This window comes from Chelatococcus daeguensis (assembly GCF_001887265.1).
Taxonomy (GTDB): Bacteria; Pseudomonadota; Alphaproteobacteria; order Rhizobiales; family Beijerinckiaceae; genus Chelatococcus_A; species Chelatococcus_A sambhunathii.
The window spans coordinates 3,043,014-3,058,849 of sequence record NZ_CP018095.1; the positions used below are offsets into that span (position 1 = coordinate 3,043,014).

The following is a 15,836-nucleotide window of genomic DNA, read 5'->3' on the forward strand; positions in this document are numbered from 1 at the left end:
GGCGTGCATTGCCGTGCATGCCGAGTTATCTTGCGTTTTGATATTGCCGTCGATCGCGCGCCTTGTCGGGGCAGGAAGGATCCGCCCATCCGTGCGTTCGCCATGCGAGGTTGAGAACCTGTCACATGTCCGTCGGGGTGTCGTCGTCTAACAGGGCCGGCCGCCGCGTCACGCGCGGTGGCGATGCCTATGGAGCCGCCCTGCGTCATTCAGGCCGTGTGCGCTTTCTGCGGCGCGCGATTCCCGTCGGCGCATTTCTCGCCGTTCTCGCCATCGTTGGCATCAGCCTGCTTGCCCCGTTGGGCGCCATCGGCGGCCTGTCGCTCGGCCCCGTCAGCCTGTCCGGCACCAAGATCACCATGAGCGCGCCCAAGCTGCGCGGCTTCCGCGAGGGTACCCAGCCCTACGAGCTGACCGCCTCGGCCGCCACCCAGGACACGCGCAAGCCCAACCTCATCGAACTCGCCACCATCGACGGCCACGTCACGCTGAAGGACCAGGGCCGCGCGCATCTGAGCGCCGACAGTGGCCTCTATGATTCCCAGAAGGAACAGCTCGCGCTCGACGGAAACGTGCGGGTCACGACCGAGCGCGGCTACGATGCGCGACTCAAGTCGGCTTTCGTCGATTTCAAGGCCGGCACGGTGACCTCCAAACAGCCGGTCGAGGTCACCATTACCGGCGCGACCATTACCGCCGACACGCTTGACGTGACCGACAACGGGCAGCACATCACCTTCGCCGGACGGGTGCAGGCAACGATCGAGACCAAGGCGGCTCGCCAGCCCACCGCAGCCGATCCGCCGCCGACCGGCGGCGCCGAAACCGGATCCAACCGAGAAGATCGTCCATGACCATCAGGCTCCTGCCCCACGCCCTCCTTGCCGTTGCGCTGATGGCAGCCCCGGCCCTCGCCCAGCAGCAGGAGAGCGCATCGCCCTTCGGCGGGCTCGGCAACAGCAAGGACCCGATCAAGATCGACGCCGACCGGCTCGAGATCTTCGACAAGGAGCAGCGCGCCGTGTTCTCGGGCAACGTCGTCGCCGTTCAGGGCGACACGACCATGCGCTGCTCGCAGCTCGTCGTCCATTATGACCAGAGTGCTACACGGGGCGGCAGCCAGGCCGGCGGCAACCAAGCCAGTGCCGCGCAGCAGGCGGCTGGACAGACCGGGGGCACGCCGGCGGAAAACAACATCAAGAAGCTCGACTGCGCCGGGCCGGTGACAGTGGTCTCCAAGGACCAGACCGCGACCGGCGACAACGCCACCTTCGACCGTCAGGCCAACCGCGTGTTCCTGACCGGCAAGGTCGCGCTCAGCCAGGGTCAGAACGTGCAGCAGTGCGACCACATCGTCTACGACCTCAACACCAGCATCGCCCGGTGCGAGTCGAAGCCGGGCGGGCGCGTGCAGGGTGTGTTCGTCCCCGGGGGCAACGAGCCGCAGAAACCGGCACGTCCCCGCTGAGCCGCACCGCTCACCGATCGAGAACGGACCACAGACGTGAAATTCTCCCTGAAGCGCCATGCCGGTGCCGCGCACCGCCCGGACGGGCTGGAGACCGCCGACACCTTTGCCGGTGGCGTGCCCCCCTTCGGCGCGCCCCAGGCCCCTGACGATTTCGCCCCTCTCTATGCGGCTGGCGCCCACGACGGGGACGCTGCCTATGGCGGTCCTGGCATTCTCTCCGTGCGTGGCCTGCAAAAGAGCTATCGCGGGCGTACCGTGGTGCAGGATGCGGCGCTTAACGTGCGCAATGGCGAAGCCGTGGGCCTGCTCGGCCCCAACGGCGCCGGCAAGACCACGATCTTCTACATGATCACGGGCCTCGTCGCCTCCGATCGCGGCACCATCACGCTCGACGGGCACGACATCACCCATCTGCCCATGTACCGGCGGGCGCGCCTCGGCATCGGCTACCTGCCGCAGGAGGCGTCGATCTTCCGCGGCCTGTCGGTCGAGGACAACATCCGCGCCGTATTGGAGGTTGTCATCCGCGACAAGCGCGAGCGCGAGCGCGAGCTCGATGCGCTGCTGGAGGAATTCAACATCACCCGGCTGCGCAAGTCGCCGTCGATCGCTTTGTCGGGCGGCGAACGGCGGCGCTGCGAAATCGCGCGTGCCCTTGCCGGCCAGCCATCCTTCATGCTGCTCGATGAGCCCTTCGCCGGCATCGACCCCATCGCCGTGGGCGACATCCAGAACCTCGTGCGGCACCTGACCAGCCGGGGCATCGGCGTGCTCATCACCGACCACAACGTGCGCGAGACGCTCGGCCTCATCGACCGAGCCTATATCATCCACTCTGGCCGAGTCCTCACGGAGGGCCGTCCGGACGAGATCGTCGCCAATGCGGACGTGCGTCGTCTTTACCTTGGCGAGGATTTTCACCTCTGAAGGCGATGCCGGGCGCACCGTCCCTTTGACGCAGGGTGCGACACTCGCTAAAACCGTGATCCAAGCAAGAAGCGTGCCGAAGGCGCGCGGTGTTTGGGGACGGCGGCGGCAACATGGCTTTGATGCACCGACTGGAGCTGCGCCAGGGCCAGAGCCTGGTGATGACGCCGCAGCTGCTGCAGGCGATCAAGCTGCTTCAGTTCTCGCACAACGAACTGGTGGCCTACGTCGAGGCGGAGCTCGAACGCAACCCGCTGCTCGAACGGGCCGACGGTGCCGATGGCGAGCGGCCGGCCGAGATGGCGGAGCCCGCCCCCGAGCCGGCCAGCGCTGACGATGAGCGCCAGTGGTTCAAGGACGAGCTCGCCGTCTCGCGCGACACGATCGAGGCAGGCCTCGGCACGCGCCTCGATAACGTCTTCCAGGACGAAGGAGGGGCGAAGGCCCGCGAGGTCCGTGCGGCTGAGGACCAGCTGCCGGTCTCGTCCTCCTTGTGGAGCGGCACCGGGCACGGCTCCTTCGACGACGACGAGGGGCCGAGCCTTGAGGCGACGCTCGCCGCCGACCTGTCGCTGCACGATCACCTTGAGGCACAGTTGCTCGTCGCGACCAGCGACCCCGCGGAGCGGCTCATCGGCCGCCATCTCATCGATGCCGTCGACGAGACCGGCTATCTCGCCGAGGACACGGCGGCCATCGCCGCGCGGCTCGGCACCACGAACGAGCGCGTCGAGGAGGTGCTCGCCCTCGTCCAGACTTTCGAACCCTCCGGCATCGCCGCGCGCAGCCTCGCCGAATGCCTCGCCATCCAGTTGAAGGAGCAGGACCGGTTCGATCCGGCGATGCAGGCGCTCGTCGCCCACCTGCCGCTGGTCGCCCGGCGCGATCTCGCCGCCCTCAAGCGCCTTTGCGGCGTCGACGACGAGGACCTCACAGACATGCTCGCCGAGTTGCGCCGGCTCGACCCGAAGCCCGGCCGGGCCTTTGGCAGCGGCGTGGCGCAGACGCTGGTGCCGGACGTCTTCGTGCGCGAGGCGGCCGACGGCAGCTGGCTGATCGAGCTCAACGAGGCCGCGCTGCCGCGCGTGCTCGTCAACCAGACCTATCATGCCCGCGTCTCGCGCGACGCCCGCAGCGAGGCCGACAAGACCTTCATCGCCGATTGCCTGCAGACCGCCAACTGGCTGACCCGCAGCCTCGAGCAGCGGGCGCGCACCATCCTCAAGGTCACCAGCGAGATCGTGCGCCAGCAGGACGGTTTTTTCGCCCACGGCATCGAGCATCTGCGGCCGCTGAACCTCAAGGCCGTGGCGGATGCCATCGGCATGCACGAATCGACGGTCTCGCGCGTGACGTCGAACAAGTCCATCGGCACGCGGCGCGGTGTCTTCGAGATGAAATACTTCTTCTCCGCCGCCATCTCCGGCACGCCGGGGGGCGAGGCGCACGCGGCCGAGGCGGTGCGCCACCGGATCAAGCAAATGATCGACGCCGAGCCGCCGGACGACGTGCTGTCCGACGACGCCATCGTCCAGAAGCTCCAGGGTGCGGGAATCGACATCGCCCGCCGCACGGTGGCCAAATATCGGGAATCCTTACGCATTCCCTCCTCCGTCGAGCGTCGCCGGCAGAAGCGCGCGCAAGGTCGCGGCACTCAATGAAAGCCGGCGCGGCGGCGGACCGCGTTGACTTGGGCCGGCGCTCTTTCTACGACATACTGTGACAACCTGCCGAAAGGGGCCCCTCGAGGTGGCACCGTAAAAGGTCGCCAGAAAGGGAGAGAACAATGACGCTGCGGGTTTCGGGCAAGAACATCGACATCGGCGAGGCATTGCGCGGCCAGGTGGAGGAGCGTGTGGCCAGTGTCATCTCGAAATATTTCGAGGGCGGGCACGCAGGCCACGTGACGGTCGCCAAGGAGGGGACGGGTTTCAGGACCGAATGCGTGCTTCACCTCGCCTCGGGCATCACGCTCGAGGCCTCCGGCATGGCGCATGACGCCTATCTGAGCTTCGACCAGACCGCCGAGCGCATCGAGAAGCGGCTGCGGCGCTACAAGCGCCGCCTCAAGGACCGTCAGGCGGCCAATGGCGTGGTCAACGGTGCTCCGCAGGACATGTCGGCCTATGTACTCGAAGCGCCGGGTGACGAGGAGGACGAGAGCGGCCCGGACTTCCACCCGGTCATCGTGGCGGAATCGACCAAACAGCTGCATGTGCTGTCCGTCAGCGACGCGGTGATCGAGCTCGATCTGACCGGAGCGCCGGTCGTCGTGTTTCGACACGCTGGCAGTGGACGCCTGAACGTCGTATACCGGCGCCACGATGGGACCATCGGCTGGGTCGATCCGCCGGCCGACGGCACCGCTGACAAGGCCTGACGTGTGCCGACGGGCTGGACCTTTCCAGCCCAATGGCCGCGCACCCGCGTGTTGAGATATGGCTCTGACCGATTTGCTTTCGCCTGAGGCCGTCCTGCCGGCGCTCAAAGTCAACGGCAAGAAACAGGCTCTTCAGGAGCTGTCCGCGCATGCGGCCGAGCTGACTGGCCTCGACGAGCGCGACATCTTCGAAACGCTGCTCCAGCGCGAGCGCCTTGGCTCCACCGGCATCGGCGACGGCATTGCCATTCCGCATGGCAAGCCGGCCAGGATCGACCGGCTGTTTGGCCTCTTCGCGCGGCTCGAACGGCCGATCGACTTCGAGGCCCTCGACGGCCAGCCGGTCGACCTCGTTTTCCTGCTGCTCGCGCCCGAATCGGCGGGTGCGGATCATCTCAAGGCGCTCGCGCGCGTCGCCCGCATCCTGCGCGAGCCGGACGTGCTGGAGCGCATCCGCGCAACCCGCGACCCGGCGGCACTCTTCGCCATCCTCACCCAGGCGCCGAGCGTCGCCCACCAGCCGAGCGAATAGCTCTCACGGCCGCCACAGCCGTCGTTCCCATTCCATCGCATAGCGCTCGGGCGCGCGGCCGATGGCGGCGAGCCCATAGAGCACAGCGTCCGGCGTCGTGACGAGCCGCACGGGAATGGCCTTCGCGAAGGCCGCGACCGGCGGCTTGTCGGCGAAGGCGGCCACGAAGGCCGGCGCGTCGATCAGCGGCGCGAGCCGGGGCAGAATGCCGCCGGCGAGATAGACGCCGCCCGCCGCGCCGAAGGTCAGCGCCATGTCGCCGGCAAAGCGCGCGACGAGCCGCAGGAAAAGCGCCACCGTCTCCCGGCACTCGCCGTCCTGGCCGGCGAGCGCCCGCTCCACGATCTGCGGCGCCTCGTCCGTCGAACCCTCGCCGCCCGCAACGGCGAGCCGAGCCCGGTGCAGCCGGACAAGGCCGGGTCCGGAGAGGATCGATTCGGCCGTGTGGCGTCCCTCCACCCGCTCGAGCGCCGCCCAGATCGCAGCCTCGGCCGCATCCATCGGCGCGAAATCCACATGCCCGCCTTCGCTCGGCAGCGGGATGAAGCGCCCGGCCGCCTCCGTCAGGCCGGCGACGCCGAGCCCGGTGCCAGGCCCGAGCACGACCCGCGTCGGCCCGTGCGCCGCGAGGCCGGCGGTCAGGTCGCGCAGGCCGTGCTCCGGCAGGGCAGGCAAGGCGAGCGCCTGCGCCTCGAAATCGTTCAGCAGCAGCCCCTGGTCGAGCGACAGGGCATCGGCGATCTCAGGCCCGTCGATGATCCAGGACGCGTTGGTCAGCTTGATGCGCCGGCCGTCGCAGGGGCCCGCGGCGCACAGGATGGCGGAGCGGGGAAAGAGGTCGCCCGCCCGTCCGAGGGCCGCCTCCGCCGCGGCGACGAGGCTGGCATAGGACCCGGTGTGCAGCTGCGCGAGGGGCCTGAGCGGCCCGCCGGGCTCCATCACCACCGCAAAGCGCGCATTGGTGCCGCCGATGTCGGCGACGAGAAGAGGATAGGCGAACATCGGTTTCCTGAGCGTTCCTTGTCCTGCCGATGGCCCCCGGTGCGACGGGGGGACGCATTCGCATCTTCCACGCCTTGGAATGATGCGAGAGAGCCATTAGAAGCACGCTCGGGCCGCAGGGTCCACGGCCGTGCCCCTCCCCTCGCCAGATGAGGAACCCCGATGTCCGCCGACGCCGCCTACACGCCGCTCTTCCCCCTCGCCGCCGACGGCACCCCCTACCGCAAAATCGCGAGCGACGGCGTGCGGGTCGAGACCTTCGCCGGCCGCGAGATGATCGTCGTGGAACCCGAGGCCCTGCGCCAGCTGGCCGAGGCCGCCTTTGGCGACATCAATCACCTGCTGCGCCCCGGCCATCTCGCGCAGCTCAAGACGATCCTCGAAGATCCGGAGGCGACAGCGAACGACAAGTTCGTCGCCTATGACCTCCTCAAGAATGCGAACATCGCGGCGGGCGGCATCCTGCCCATGTGCCAGGACACGGGCACGGCCATCGTCATGGGCAAGAAGGGCCGGCGCATCTGGACGGACGGCGATGACGAAGCCGCCCTCGCGGCGGGCATCCGCGACGCCTATCTCAAGCGCAACCTGCGCTATTCCCAGCTCGCGCCGCTCTCCATGTTCGAGGAGAAGAACACGCGCAACAACCTGCCGGCGCAGATCGATCTCTATGCCGAGGGCGAGGATGCCTACAAGTTCCTCTTCGTCGCCAAGGGCGGCGGCTCGGCCAACAAGACCTTCCTCTACCAGGGCACGCCCTCGCTGCTGACGCGGGACAGGCTCCTCGCCTTCCTCAAGGAGAAGATCCTCACCCTCGGCACCGCCGCCTGCCCGCCCTATCATCTCGCTATCGTCATCGGCGGCACCAGCGCCGAGCTCAACCTGAAGACGGTGAAGCTCGCCTCCACCCGCTATCTCGACGGCCTGCCGACCGAAGGCTCGGAGGCGGGACACGCCTTCCGCGACCTCGAGATGGAGGCTGAGATCCATCGGATGACGCAGAAGCTCGGCGTCGGTGCCCAGTTCGGCGGCAAGTACTTCTGCCACGACGTGCGCGTCATCCGCCTGCCGCGCCACGGCGCCTCGCTGCCCATCGGCCTCGGCGTCTCCTGCTCGGCCGACCGGCAGGCCAAGGGCAAGATCACGCGCGACGGCGTCTTCCTCGAGCAGCTCGAGACGAATCCCGCCCAATATCTGCCGGAGGTCGATGAGGCGGCACTCGGCGGCGAAGTGGTCAGGATCGACCTGACCCGGCCGATGTCCGAGATCCTTGCCACACTCTCACGTCATCCCATCCGCACGCGCCTGTCGCTGACCGGGCCGATGATCGTGGCGCGTGACCTCGCTCACGCCAAACTGCGTGAGCGGCTGGAGCGCGGCGAACCGATGCCGGACTATTTCAGGAACCACCCCATCTACTACGCCGGCCCGGCCAAGACGCCGGAGGGCTACGCGTCCGGCTCCTTCGGCCCGACCACCGCCGGGCGCATGGACGCCTATGTCGACCAGTTCCAGGCCGCCGGCGGCTCCATGGTGATGCTCGCCAAGGGCAACCGCTCGGCACAGGTTCGTGAAGCCTGCCAGAAGCACGGCGGCTTCTATCTCGGCTCCATCGGTGGCCCCGCCGCACGCCTCGCGCAGGACTGCATCAAGAAGGTCGAGGTGGTGGAATATCCCGAGCTCGGCATGGAGGCCATCTGGCGCATCGAGGTCGAGGATTTCCCCGCCTTCATCGTCGTCGACGACAAGGGCAATGACTTCTTCAAAGAGCTGAACCTTGGCTGAGCCGGCCGGCGGCGCCACTCACCCGCGCCGGCGCCAGATACCCGGATAGTCGACGACGAGGCCCGCTTCGTCGACGGTGAGGTCCGCCGTGAAGCCGGTCGCGACACCGTGGTAGCGGAAGCGCCGCGGGGGCTCGCCCCGGTCGAGCCTTGTGTAGACCTGGGCCTCCGGCGTCACCGCGAGGTCCGGCAAGCGGACATAGGCGACGCGAATCTCCCGCGCCTCGTCGGGTGCGAGCCCGAGATTACGGATAGGCAGCGTATTGGTGAAGGGCGAGCCCATCAGGTCGATATCCGCGCAGGATCTGAGATCGAGCCGCTCGACACCGTCGACGCGCCAGTGCCCGTCCGGCTCGCGACCAAGATGGACTTCCCGCCGCGTCGGCCCCTGTTCCAACTGCACCTCGGCGTGGCGAAAACGCCACGCGCGATCGCAGGTCACGAGATAGTGCATACGGAAGGTGCCGCTCTCCAGCGTGCCGGCCACGACACCCTCGGCCACGATCGCCTCAGGCTTTTCCACGAGTCGCAGGTGCTCCTGTCCTGGCGCGTGAAGCCACTCCCAATAAATATCACGCATGGTTCGCCTCCCTCGCGCGGGGCCTCTTGACGTCCCTCGGCGCCTTGTCGCTCCGGTGGCGGCAGCAGGATATGAGACACCGACAAGGGTTCCTTCGACAATGCCCATGTCGCGCAGGCAACGAAAAAGGGCGGCATGCCAGACATGCCGCCCTTTTCTTGCTCCGGGACAATCCGGCTCGGCTTACCGGCCGGTCTTCACCCGGGTCCACAGCCGGGTCAGCGTGCGCTGGGCGCGCTCGTCATAGGCTGTGTTGGTGAAAAGGCGTTTCATCGTCTCGTCATCCGGATAGATGCCGGGATCGTTGCGGATTGCCTCGTCGAGATGCTCCTTCGAGGCGATATTGCCGTTGGCGTAGGCGACAAAGTTGCTGTTCGCCGCAGCGACCTTCGGCTTCATCATGAAGTTGATGAAGGCATGCGCCTCGTCCGGATGCGGTGCATCGGCAGGGATGGCCATCGAGTCGAACCACATCAGCGCCCCCTCCTTGGGGATGACATAGGCGACATTGACGTTGTTCTTGGCTTCTTCGGCGCGGGCCTTGGCCTGCAGGATGTCGCCGGAATAGCCGACGGCCACACAGATGTCGCCATTGGCGAGGGCGTTGATATATTCGGACGAATGGAATTTCTGGATATTGCCGCGCACCTTCACGAGAAGGTCGGCGGCCTTCTGGAAGTCCTTGGCGTCCTTCGAATCTGGATTGAGGCCGAGATAGCCCAGCACGCCCGGGAAGATGTCCTCCGGCGCGTCGAGCATGTGGATGCCGCAGTCCTTGAGCTTGGCCGAGAGCTCGGGCTTCAGCACGATGTCCCACGTGTTGAGCGGGATGTCGCCGAGCCGCTCCTTGACCTTGTCGACATTGATGCCGATGCCGGTCGTGCCCCACATGTAGTTGACCGCGTGCGCGTTGCCCGGGTCGAAGACCCGAAGCCGCTCCGTCACCTCGGGCCACGCGTTCTTCAGGTTGGGGATTTTCGTCTTGTCGAGCTTGGCGAAGATGCCTGCATTGATCAGCCGCTGCAGGAAGGGTCCCGATGGCACCACGATGTCGTAGCCGGACTTGCCGGCGAGCAGCTTCGTCTCGACGATCTCGTTGTTGTCGTAAGTGTCGTAAACGACCTTGATGCCGGTCTCCTTGGTGAACTCCTCGAGCATCTTCGGGTCGACATAATCGGACCAGTTGTAGACGTGGACGGTCTTCTCCTGTGCGGCCGCCGGGACGGCGAGCGCAAGGAGCGGCGCGGCAACGAGTGAGGCAACGAGAGCGCGGACCATTTCCGGGCAGTCTCCCAAGGCGAGATGGAAAGCGAACGCCCAAGGCGAGCGTCCCCGTGAAGGCTAAGCGGTTACGGGCATTTTCTCAACGGCCGAGACCGGCGAGACGCTCGAGCGCGCCGTCGAGCGTCGCGTCCTTCTTGGCGAAGCAGAAGCGCACCACGTTGCGCACCGGATTCTCGTGATAGAAGGCGCTGACCGGGATCGCGGCGACGCCCCTTTCGGCGACAAGCCGCTTGCAGAAGGCAACGTCATCCTCCTCCCCGAGGGGGGTGATGTCGATGTTGATGAAATACGTGCCCTCGCTCGGCAGCACGGCGAGCCCCAAGCTCCTCAGCCCCTCGGTGAAGCGGTCGCGGCTGCGCGCGAAATCGCGCCGCATCCCCTCGAAATAGGCGTCGTCCTTGGCAAGGCCGTAGGCGACCGCGCTTTGCAGGTTGGGCGGCGTCGTGAAGGTGAGGAACTGGTGCGCCTTGGCGAGCACCTTGAGGATCTCGGGCGCCGCCGAGACGAAGCCGACCTTCCAGCCGGTCAGCGAGAAGATCTTGCCGGCAGAGCCGATCTTGACGCAGCGCTCGCGCATGCCGGGCAGGGTCATCAGCGGCAGGTGCCGGCGCCCGTCGAAGACGAGGTGCTCCCACACCTCGTCGCAGATGGCGATGGCATCGAAGCGCTCGCAGAAGCGGGCGAGCAGCTCGAGGTCCTCGCGGGCGTAGACGACGGCGGAGGGATTGAGCGGATTGTTGAAGAGGACGACCTTCGTGCGCTCCGAAAAGGCTGCGGCAAGCGCCTCCTCGCTCAGCCGCCAGTGGGGCGGCTTCAAGGTGACGAAGCGCGGCACGCCGCCGGCCCGGCGCACCAGCGGCAGATAGGCGTCGTACATCGGCTGGAAGAGGACGACCTCGTCGCCCGGTTCGATGAGGGCGAGGAGTGCGCCGGCAATGGCTTCCGTGGCGCCGGAGGTGATCATCACCTCGCTCTCGGCATCGAGGGCAAGGCCCTGATGATGCTGGTAGTGATTGGCGACGGCCTGGCGCAGCTCCGGCAGGCCGAGCATGGGCGGATACTGGTTCCAGCCGTTGACCACGGCATCCGCAGCCATGGCGCGCACGTCGGCCGGGCCCGGATCGTCCGGAAAGCCCTGGCCGAGATTGATGGCCCCGGTCTCGCGCGCCAGGCGCGACATCACCTCGAAGACCGTCGTCGGCAATCCGGCCAGCACTGAATTCATGTGTACAACCCTCGCGAACACGGCAGCCCAGCCGCCGGCGTCGCTTAGCACCGGCGGCGGGCGAGGTGAAGCGATGTGCGCCAGCGCACATCACGATCCGCCGATTTGTGGGGTGCCTTATGACGAAAATTGACATTCATCATCCATCATCTACCTTCGCGGCAGCCGGTCCGGTGGCGTGGCGCGTGGTCCGCTCTCGGTGCCCCCCGATCCACGGGTTCCGCCCCCGGACCGGTCACCCCAAGGAGCCCAGGACCGATGCACCAGTTCTCGTCGCAGCCGGCCGACGGCCGCCTCTCCCGCACGTCGGCGTTCCTCGCCGCCCTGCTCTGCCTCGGCCTTGCGGCCTGCACGGACAGCGCCGCGGAGCAGGAGGCAAAGCCGGACCGGCCGGTGCTCGTCGCCAAGGTGCACTTCGAGGAGATCGTTCCCGAGCGGACCTTCGTCGCCAGCATCCGGCCGCGGGTCGAAAGTGATATCGGCTTTCGCGTGACCGGCAAGGTTGCCCGCCGGCTCGTCCAGGTCGGCGACACGGTGGCCAAGGGCACGCCGCTCGCGGAGCTCGACGAGACAGACCTGCGCCTGCAGGCGGAACAGGCCGATGCCGAGCTCAATGCTGCCCGGACGGCTTTGGCCCAAGCCGAAGCCGAGGAGAACCGCAGCACCGAGTTGCGTCGCCGCGGCTGGGCCTCCGAAGCCGCCTTCGACCGCCAGAAGGCCGCCGCCGCCGAGGCCCGCTCGCGCCTCGCTCGCGCCGAGCGTTCCGTGGAGCTCACTCGCAACAATCTCTCCTATGCCACGCTGACCGCCGACACCGACGGCGTCGTGACCGCGACCCTCGTCGAGCCCGGCCAGGTGGTGGCCGCCGGCCAGACCGCCGTCCGCATCGCTGAGCTTGGCGACAAGGAAGCCGTCGTCGCCGTGCCGGAGGCCTTGCTGTCGCGCGTGCGCCAGGGCGAGGCCTCCGTCACGCTCTGGTCGGACCGCGACCGGCGCTATGCCGCGCGCCTGCGCGAACTCTCGCCGGCGGCAGATCCGACGACACGCACCTATCTCGCCCGCTTCGCCATGCCTGATGCCGGCGACGATGTGGCGTTCGGCATGAGCGCGACGCTGACCATCAAGGGCGGCACCGGCGAGAAGGCAGCCCGGCTGCCGCTCTCGGCGCTATTCAACCAGGGAAGCGGCCCGGCCCTCTGGGTCGTGGACCGGACGACAGGCGCCGTCGGCCTGAAGCCGGTGAGGGTCGCCCGCTACGACGCCCGCGACGTGCTGGTGACGGAAGGCGTCGCCGAAGGCGACGAGATCGTCGCGCTCGGCGTGCAGAAGCTCGATCCGGCACAGAAGGTCCGCGTCGTCGACGCCCTCGTCTATTGATCCCGCCGGGCCGTCAACGATCACGATTTGAGATGACCGCCGAGAGTCGCACCACCATGCAGCGCTTCAACCTTTCGCACTGGGCGGTGACGCATCAGGCGCTCGTGCTCTTCTTCATCCTCGCGCTCGCCGTCGGCGGCACGATCTCCTACCTGCGCCTCGGCCGGGCCGAGGATCCGTCCTTCACCATCAAGGTCGCCGTCGTCACCGCCATCTGGCCGGGTGCCACCGCCACCGAGATGCAGGCGCAGGTCGCCGACCGCATCGAGAAGAAGCTGCAGGAGCTGCCCTATTTCGACAAGGTGCAGACCTATACTAAGCCCTCCTTCACGGCGATGCAGGTGACGTTCCGGGACAACACGCCGGCGCGCGAGGTGCCGGAGCTGTTCTATCAGCTGCGCAAGAAGCTGACCGATCTCAGGAGTGAGCTGCCAGACAGCCTCATCGGACCGAACGTCAACGACGAATACGGCGACGTCGATTCGGTGCTCTACATGATCACCGGTGCGGGCCTCGATTACGCCCAGATGAAGCGCGTGGCCGAGGCGATGCGCCAGCACTTGCTCAAGGTGCCGAACGTCACCAAGGTCAATCTCTACGGCGTGCAGGACGAGAAGATCTTCGTCGAGTTCAGCCACGCGCGTCTCGCCACGCTCGGCCTCTCGCCGCAGGTGCTGTTCGATTCTCTGCAGCGACAGAACGCGGTGACGCCGGCCGGCACGGTCGAGACGGGCGCCCAGCGCATCCCCCTGCGCGTCACCGGCGCGCTCGACGGGGCGCAGGCCGTTGCCGAGACGCCGGTCGAGGCGAACGGGCGCACCTTCCGCCTCGGCGACATCGCCACCGTCACGCGCGGCTTCGAGGACCCGTCCGACTATCTTGTGCGCCAGCGCGGCGAGCCGGCCGTCGGCGTTGGCGTCGTCATGGCCAAGGGCGGCAATATCCTGAAGCTCGGAGAGGATCTTGACGAGGCGATGGCGCGCTTCACCGCTGCCCTGCCGCAGGGCATCGACATCGAGCGTATCGCCGACCAGCCGCATGTCGTCGACGGTGCCGTCGGCGAGTTCGTCAAGGTCTTCGCCGAGGCGCTCGGCATTGTGCTGCTCGTCAGCTTCCTGTCGCTCGGCTGGCGCACGGGCATCGTCGTCGCTTTGTCGGTGCCGCTGGTGCTCGCCTTCGTCTTCATCGCGATGTACTCGATCGGGCTCGATCTGCACCGCATCACGCTCGGCGCCCTCATCATCGCGCTCGGCCTGCTCGTCGACGATGCCATCATCGCCATCGAGATGATGGTGGTGAAGATGGAGCAGGGCTGGGATCGGGTGAAGGCCGCGTCCTTCGCCTGGACCTCCACCGCCTTTCCCATGCTCACCGGCACGCTGGTGACGGCCGCCGGCTTCCTGCCCATCGGCTTCGCCAATTCCTCGGTCGGCGAATATGCGGGCGGCATCTTCTGGGTCGTCGCCATCGCGCTCGTCGCGTCATGGTTCGTGGCCGTGATCTTCACGCCCTATCTCGGCATGAAGCTTCTGCCCGACTTCGCGGCCAAGATGGCGAAGAAGCACGGCCACGGCATCCACGACGACCCGAACGCCATCTACCACACACCGCTTTACGAGCGCTTCCGCGCCCTCGTGCGCTTCTGCGTGCGCTGGCGCGGGCTCACCATCATCGCGACGGTCCTCATCTTCGCAGGCTCCATCGTCGGCTTCGGCCGGGTGCAGCAGCAGTTCTTCCCGCTCTCCGAGCGGCCCGAGCTCTTCTTCCAGATGCGCCTGCCCGAGGGCACCGCCATCGGCGTCACAGAGGCAACGGCGAAGGAGGCGGAGCGCCTGCTCGCGGGTGACGACGACATCGCGACCTACACGACCTATATCGGCCAGGGCTCGCCGCGCTTCTGGCTCGGCCTCAACCCGCAGCTGCCGAACGAGGCCTTCGCCGAGATCGTCATCGTGGCGAAGGGCGTCGAAGAGCGCGAGCGCATCAAGGCGCGCATTGAGAAGGCCCTTTCGGACGGCGCCCTGTCGGAGGCGCGGGTGCGCGTCGACCGGTTCAACTTCGGCCCGCCGGTCGGCTTCCCTGTCCAGTTCCGCATCGTCGGCCCGGATCCCGACGCCGTGCGCCGCATCGCCTACGAGGTGCGCGACGTCATGCGCGCCAATCCCAACGTCGTCGATCCGCACCTCGACTGGAACGAGAAGACGCCGTCGATCTCGCTCTCCGTCGACCAGGAGCGGGCCCGGGCGCTCGGCCTCAACGTTGCCGACATCGCACAGTCGTTGCAAACGCTCATCTCGGGTGCGCCGGTGACGGTGGTGCGGGACGGCACCGAACGCGTGCAGGTGCTGGCCCGCGCCGTCGCCGAGGAGCGCCTCGACCTCGCGCGCCTGCCCGACCTCACCATCACCACGCGCGGCGGCATCGCGGTGCCGCTCGCCCAAGTGGCGCGCATCGACTACGGCCACGAGGAGCCGATCCTGTGGCGGCGCAACCGCGACATGGCGATCACCGCCCGGGCCGACATCGTCGACGGCATGCAGGCGCCGGACGTGACCAACCAGATCTGGCCCGCCCTCAAGGACATCCGCGACAAGCTCGAGCCCGGCTATCGCCTCGAGATCGGCGGCGCCATCGAGGAATCGCAGAAGGGCAACGCCTCGATCTTCGCGCTCTTCCCGATCATGGTGATCGTCATGCTGACGATCCTCATGATCCAGCTGCAGAGCTTCTCGCGCCTGATCCTCGTCTTCCTCACCGCCCCGCTCGGCATCGTCGGCGCCTCGCTCGCCCTCAACGTCTTCGACAGGCCTTTCGGCTTCGTGGCGCTGCTCGGCCTCATCGCGCTCGCCGGCATGATCATGCGCAACACGGTGATCCTGGTGGACCAGATCGAGACCGACGTCGCCGGCGGCCTCGCGCGCCGCGAGGCCATTGTCGAAGCGACGGTGCGCCGGGCCCGGCCGGTGATCCTGACGGCGCTCGCCGCCATCCTCGCCATGATCCCGCTGTCCCGCTCCGCCTTCTGGGGGCCGATGGCCATCACCATCATGGGCGGGCTGTTCGTCGCCACCTTCCTCACCCTGCTCTTCCTGCCCGCGCTCTACGCGCTATGGTTCCGCAAGCATCTCGACGAGCGCGGCGGAGCCGCGGAGGAAGAGGCGGCCGAGGAGATGCAGGGCACGCTGCCGCTGCCCATCGCGGCGGAATAGGCGGTTTTCCCAAGATCCAGGAGCGACGCTCGCTGCCCCTCCCCCCGCGGGGAGAGGAAAAGCGG

General features: G+C 67.5%; 13 protein-coding genes. 9 read left to right on the forward strand and 4 right to left on the reverse strand.

Annotated features, from left to right (window positions below; all coding sequences use genetic code 11):
* Nucleotides 1–125 precede the first annotated feature (125 nt).
* The 6 genes from lptC to ptsN all read left to right on the forward strand — a co-directional run bounded on the left by lptC (nucleotide 126) and on the right by ptsN (nucleotide 5,310).
* On the forward strand, nucleotides 126–854 hold the full coding sequence (lptC, locus tag BOQ54_RS14435) for an LPS export ABC transporter periplasmic protein LptC (protein ID WP_055457735.1): 729 nt from the start codon (nucleotides 126–128) through the stop codon (nucleotides 852–854).
* On the forward strand, nucleotides 851–1,468 hold the full coding sequence (locus tag BOQ54_RS14440) for an LptA/OstA family protein (protein ID WP_071924146.1): 618 nt from the start codon (nucleotides 851–853) through the stop codon (nucleotides 1,466–1,468). Before lptC ends, BOQ54_RS14440 begins: the two co-directional genes overlap by 4 nt.
* A 36-nt stretch (nucleotides 1,469–1,504) precedes the next feature.
* Nucleotides 1,505–2,398: an LPS export ABC transporter ATP-binding protein gene (gene lptB / locus BOQ54_RS14445; RefSeq protein ID WP_082464669.1), complete on the forward strand. Its 894-nt coding sequence runs from the start codon at nucleotides 1,505–1,507 to the stop codon at nucleotides 2,396–2,398.
* Between the two features lie 113 nt (nucleotides 2,399–2,511).
* Complete coding sequence (gene rpoN, locus BOQ54_RS14450) at nucleotides 2,512–4,059, forward strand: RNA polymerase factor sigma-54 (RefSeq protein WP_063185616.1); 1,548 nt, start codon at nucleotides 2,512–2,514, stop codon at nucleotides 4,057–4,059.
* A 125-nt stretch (nucleotides 4,060–4,184) separates the two neighbouring features.
* The gene (hpf, locus tag BOQ54_RS14455; protein WP_055457737.1) at nucleotides 4,185–4,778 is read left to right on the forward strand and encodes a ribosome hibernation-promoting factor, HPF/YfiA family; all 594 of its coding nucleotides are present in this window, start codon (nucleotides 4,185–4,187) and stop codon (nucleotides 4,776–4,778) included.
* Nucleotides 4,779–4,836: 58 nt separating this feature from the next.
* Nucleotides 4,837–5,310, forward strand: a complete 474-nt coding sequence (gene ptsN / locus BOQ54_RS14460; RefSeq protein ID WP_063185565.1) for a PTS IIA-like nitrogen regulatory protein PtsN — start codon at nucleotides 4,837–4,839, stop codon at nucleotides 5,308–5,310.
* A 3-nt stretch (nucleotides 5,311–5,313) separates the two neighbouring features.
* Here the strand turns inward: ptsN and BOQ54_RS14465 are convergent, their stop codons facing one another.
* Nucleotides 5,314–6,312, reverse strand: a complete 999-nt coding sequence (locus BOQ54_RS14465) for a glucokinase (protein WP_063185567.1) — start codon at nucleotides 6,310–6,312, stop codon at nucleotides 5,314–5,316.
* A gap of 162 nt (nucleotides 6,313–6,474) precedes the next feature.
* Here BOQ54_RS14465 and BOQ54_RS14470 point away from each other — a divergent pair, with 162 nt between their 5' ends.
* Nucleotides 6,475–8,097, forward strand: a complete 1,623-nt coding sequence (locus BOQ54_RS14470; RefSeq protein ID WP_055457740.1) for a fumarate hydratase — start codon at nucleotides 6,475–6,477, stop codon at nucleotides 8,095–8,097.
* A gap of 18 nt (nucleotides 8,098–8,115) precedes the next feature.
* On the opposite strand, the gene BOQ54_RS14475 is transcribed toward BOQ54_RS14470, so the two are convergent.
* The 3 genes from BOQ54_RS14475 to BOQ54_RS14485 all read right to left on the reverse strand — a co-directional run bounded on the left by BOQ54_RS14475 (nucleotide 8,116) and on the right by BOQ54_RS14485 (nucleotide 11,185).
* On the reverse strand, nucleotides 8,116–8,676 hold the full coding sequence (locus BOQ54_RS14475) for a putative glycolipid-binding domain-containing protein (RefSeq protein WP_071924147.1): 561 nt from the start codon (nucleotides 8,674–8,676) through the stop codon (nucleotides 8,116–8,118).
* Between the two features lie 183 nt (nucleotides 8,677–8,859).
* Complete coding sequence (locus BOQ54_RS14480; RefSeq protein WP_071924148.1) at nucleotides 8,860–9,954, reverse strand: polyamine ABC transporter substrate-binding protein; 1,095 nt, start codon at nucleotides 9,952–9,954, stop codon at nucleotides 8,860–8,862.
* Between the two features lie 85 nt (nucleotides 9,955–10,039).
* Entirely contained in the window at nucleotides 10,040–11,185 is a 1,146-nt protein-coding gene (locus tag BOQ54_RS14485; RefSeq protein WP_071924149.1) for an aminotransferase, read from the reverse strand.
* 258 nt (nucleotides 11,186–11,443) lie between these two features.
* Between BOQ54_RS14485 and BOQ54_RS14490 the strand changes: the two genes are divergently transcribed.
* Both BOQ54_RS14490 and BOQ54_RS14495 read left to right on the forward strand, forming a co-directional pair.
* On the forward strand, nucleotides 11,444–12,562 hold the full coding sequence (locus BOQ54_RS14490; protein ID WP_071924150.1) for an efflux RND transporter periplasmic adaptor subunit: 1,119 nt from the start codon (nucleotides 11,444–11,446) through the stop codon (nucleotides 12,560–12,562).
* A 56-nt stretch (nucleotides 12,563–12,618) separates the two neighbouring features.
* The gene (locus BOQ54_RS14495; protein ID WP_071924521.1) at nucleotides 12,619–15,771 is read left to right on the forward strand and encodes an efflux RND transporter permease subunit; all 3,153 of its coding nucleotides are present in this window, start codon (nucleotides 12,619–12,621) and stop codon (nucleotides 15,769–15,771) included.
* Nucleotides 15,772–15,836: the final 65 nt, after the last annotated feature.

Bases quoted from the DNA above. Each gene is read 5' to 3' on its own strand.
- BOQ54_RS14475 (WP_071924147.1), bottom strand. From the start codon at position 8,676: ATGCGTGATATTTATTGGGAGTGGCTTCACGCGCCAGGACAGGAGCAC.
- hpf (WP_055457737.1), top strand. From the start codon at position 4,185: ATGACGCTGCGGGTTTCGGGCAAGAACATCGACATCGGCGAGGCATTG.
- BOQ54_RS14490 (WP_071924150.1), top strand. From the start codon at position 11,444: ATGCACCAGTTCTCGTCGCAGCCGGCCGACGGCCGCCTCTCCCGCACG.
- BOQ54_RS14440 (WP_071924146.1), top strand. From the start codon at position 851: ATGACCATCAGGCTCCTGCCCCACGCCCTCCTTGCCGTTGCGCTGATG.
- ptsN (WP_063185565.1), top strand. From the start codon at position 4,837: ATGGCTCTGACCGATTTGCTTTCGCCTGAGGCCGTCCTGCCGGCGCTC.
- BOQ54_RS14495 (WP_071924521.1), top strand. From the start codon at position 12,619: ATGCAGCGCTTCAACCTTTCGCACTGGGCGGTGACGCATCAGGCGCTC.
- BOQ54_RS14480 (WP_071924148.1), bottom strand. From the start codon at position 9,954: ATGGTCCGCGCTCTCGTTGCCTCACTCGTTGCCGCGCCGCTCCTTGCG.
- rpoN (WP_063185616.1), top strand. From the start codon at position 2,512: ATGGCTTTGATGCACCGACTGGAGCTGCGCCAGGGCCAGAGCCTGGTG.
- lptC (WP_055457735.1), top strand. From the start codon at position 126: ATGTCCGTCGGGGTGTCGTCGTCTAACAGGGCCGGCCGCCGCGTCACG.
- BOQ54_RS14470 (WP_055457740.1), top strand. From the start codon at position 6,475: ATGTCCGCCGACGCCGCCTACACGCCGCTCTTCCCCCTCGCCGCCGAC.
- BOQ54_RS14485 (WP_071924149.1), bottom strand. From the start codon at position 11,185: ATGAATTCAGTGCTGGCCGGATTGCCGACGACGGTCTTCGAGGTGATG.
- BOQ54_RS14465 (WP_063185567.1), bottom strand. From the start codon at position 6,312: ATGTTCGCCTATCCTCTTCTCGTCGCCGACATCGGCGGCACCAATGCG.